The 2,955-nt window shown below is 55.4% G+C and carries 2 rRNA genes; both read right to left on the bottom strand.

Annotated features, from left to right (window positions below):
• Positions 1-256: 256 nt before the first annotated feature.
• A 5S ribosomal RNA gene (gene rrf, locus WMN78_RS08240) occupies positions 257-373 on the bottom strand.
• A 214-nt stretch (positions 374-587) separates the two neighbouring features.
• Positions 588-2,955 (bottom strand): 23S ribosomal RNA (locus WMN78_RS08235); the annotation flags it as partial.

Below are 2,955 nucleotides of genomic sequence, written 5' to 3'. Positions count from 1 at the left end.
CTTGGAGATTTTCTCCGTCGCGTATCGGTGGCGTATCTGCGCCCAAACATCCAATGTGATCACCTTCCATAATGGTCAGTGGCCTCATTTTCAGTTGGCGTTATTGGCCCTACTTTCGGTTGGCGTCAACAGCCGGGCCTCGAGTCGAGCCTACGGAACTCCAACGACGCCGGGACGGCATGCGTTCCCTTGCGGATTCCGGGTTAAATGCGGGAGAGCCCCAACCGTGTGGTTGGGGCTCTCGACCTTAATGATGTTCCGGCGGTGACCTACTCTCCCACACCCTCCCGGGTGCAGTACCATCGGCGCTGTGGGTCTTAGCTTCCGGGTTCGGAATGGGACCGGGCGTTTCCCCCACGCTATGACCGCCGTAACCCTGTTACCCGTCACGCACCGGTGTGGTGTGTGGGGGAAGTCTGGTGTTACAACTGTGGTGTTGTTATTCAGTTGTTGGTTCCTTGCAACGTGTGCCGCCTGGTGGCGGGTTTGTTGGTTGGGAACCACATAGTGGACGCAAGCAGTCTTGTTATCTTCGTACTCTCTTCAGGGTGTGAACGTCTTTTGAATGCCGTTCACGAAGGGAGTGTGTGGTGTAAGTTATCGGCCTATTAGTACCGGTCAGCTTCACGAGTCGTTAGTCCTCGCTTCCACATCCGGCCTATCAACCCAGTGGTCTGGCTGGGGGCCTCTCACACACAAGGTGTATGGAAATCTCATCTCGAAGCGAGCTTCCCGCTTAGATGCTTTCAGCGGTTATCCCATCCGAACGTAGCTAATCAGCGGTGCACTTGGCAGTACAACTGACACACCAGAGGTTCGTCCGTCCCGGTCCTCTCGTACTAAGGACAGCCCTTCTCAAATTTCCTGCGCGCGCAGCGGATAGGGACCGAACTGTCTCACGACGTTCTAAACCCAGCTCGCGTACCGCTTTAATGGGCGAACAGCCCAACCCTTGGGACCTACTCCAGCCCCAGGATGCGACGAGCCGACATCGAGGTGCCAAACCATGCCGTCGATATGGACTCTTGGGCAAGATCAGCCTGTTATCCCCGAGGTACCTTTTATCCGTTGAGCGACGGCCATTCCACAATGTACCGCCGGATCACTAGTCCCGACTTTCGTCCCTGCTCGAGATGTCTCTCTCACAGTCAAGCTCCCTTGTGCACTTACACTCGACACCTGATTGCCAACCAGGCTGAGGGAACCTTTGGGCGCCTCCGTTACTTTTTAGGAGGCAACCGCCCCAGTTAAACTACCCATCAGGCACTGTCCCTGACCCGGATTACGGGCCGAAGTTAGATGTCCAAAGTGACCAGAGTGGTATTTCAACGATGACTCCACCCGAACTGGCGTCCGGGCTTCAACGTCTCCCACCTATCCTACACAAGCCACTCCGAACACCAATACCAAACTATAGTAAAGGTCTCGGGGTCTTTCCGTCCTGCTGCGCGTAACGAGCATCTTTACTCGTACTGCAATTTCGCCGAGTTTATGGTTGAGACAGCGGGGAAGTCGTTACTCCATTCGTGCAGGTCGGAACTTACCCGACAAGGAATTTCGCTACCTTAGGATGGTTATAGTTACCACCGCCGTTTACTGGGGCTTAAATTCTCAGCTTCGCCTTGCGGCTAACCGGTCCTCTTAACCTTCCAGCACCGGGCAGGAGTCAGTCCGTATACATCGTCTTGCGACTTCGCACGGACCTGTGTTTTTAGTAAACAGTCGCTTCCCCCTGGTCTCTGCGGCCCCGATCCCCTCCCACCAGCATGTGGTGTTCAAGGTTGGGGCCCCCCTTCTCCCGAAGTTACGGGGGCATTTTGCCGAGTTCCTTAACCATAATTCTCTCGATCGCCTTAGTATTCTCTACCTGATCACCTGTGTCGGTTTGGGGTACGGGCGGCTAAAACCTCGCGTCGATGCTTTTCTAGGCAGCATAGGATCACCGAATCCCCCCATACGGGGGTCCCGTCAGGTCTCAGGCATCATGAACGGCGGATTTGCCTACCGTTCGCCCTACATCCTTGGACCGGGACAACCATCGCCCGGCTCGGCTACCTTCCTGCGTCACACCTGTTAATACGCTTACCTCCCAGGATCAGGTCCCGCGCTCCACCAAAACCCTCACACCACAAGGGTGATCGGGCAGGTCTCGGGCAGTTAGTATCCCCTGTTCAGCATGGGCGGTTTTTCGCCGGTACGGGAATATCAACCCGTTGTCCATCGACTACGCCTGTCGGCCTCGCCTTAGGTCCCGACTTACCCAGGGCAGATTAGCTTGACCCTGGAACCCTTGATCATTCGGCGGACGGGTTTCTCACCCGTCTTTCGCTACTCATGCCTGCATTCTCACTCGTGTAGGCTCCACCGCTGGTTTACACCGCGACTTCACTGCCCACACGACGCTCCCCTACCCATCCACACTCCTGAACCACAAAGGCTTGGATAAAATGTGAATGCCACAACTTCGGCGGTGTACTTGAGCCCCGCTACATTGTCGGCGCGGAATCACTTGACCAGTGAGCTATTACGCACTCTTTTAAGGATGGCTGCTTCTAAGCCAACCTCCTGGTTGTCTTCGCAACTCCACATCCTTTCCCACTTAGCACACGCTTAGGGGCCTTAGTTGGTGGTCTGGGCTGTTTCCCTCTCGACTATGAAGCTTATCCCCCACAGTCTCACTGCTGCGCTCTCACTTACCGGCATTCGGAGTTTGGCTGACGTCAGTAACCTTGTAGGGCCCATTAGCCATCCAGTAGCTCTACCTCCGGTAAGAAACACGCAACGCTGCACCTAAATGCATTTCGGGGAGAACCAGCTATCACGAAGTTTGATTGGCCTTTCACCCCTACCCACAGCTCATCCCCTCCATTTTCAACTGAAGTGGGTTCGGTCCTCCACGACGTCTTACCGTCGCTTCAACCTGGCCATGGGTAGATCACTTCGCTTCGGGTCTAG

The organism is Arthrobacter oryzae (assembly GCF_037911235.1).
GTDB classification, from domain to species: Bacteria; Actinomycetota; Actinomycetes; order Actinomycetales; family Micrococcaceae; genus Arthrobacter; species Arthrobacter oryzae_E.
The sequence above is the reverse complement of the archived record's forward strand: the minus strand, read 5'-3'. Positions and strand labels throughout refer to the sequence as shown.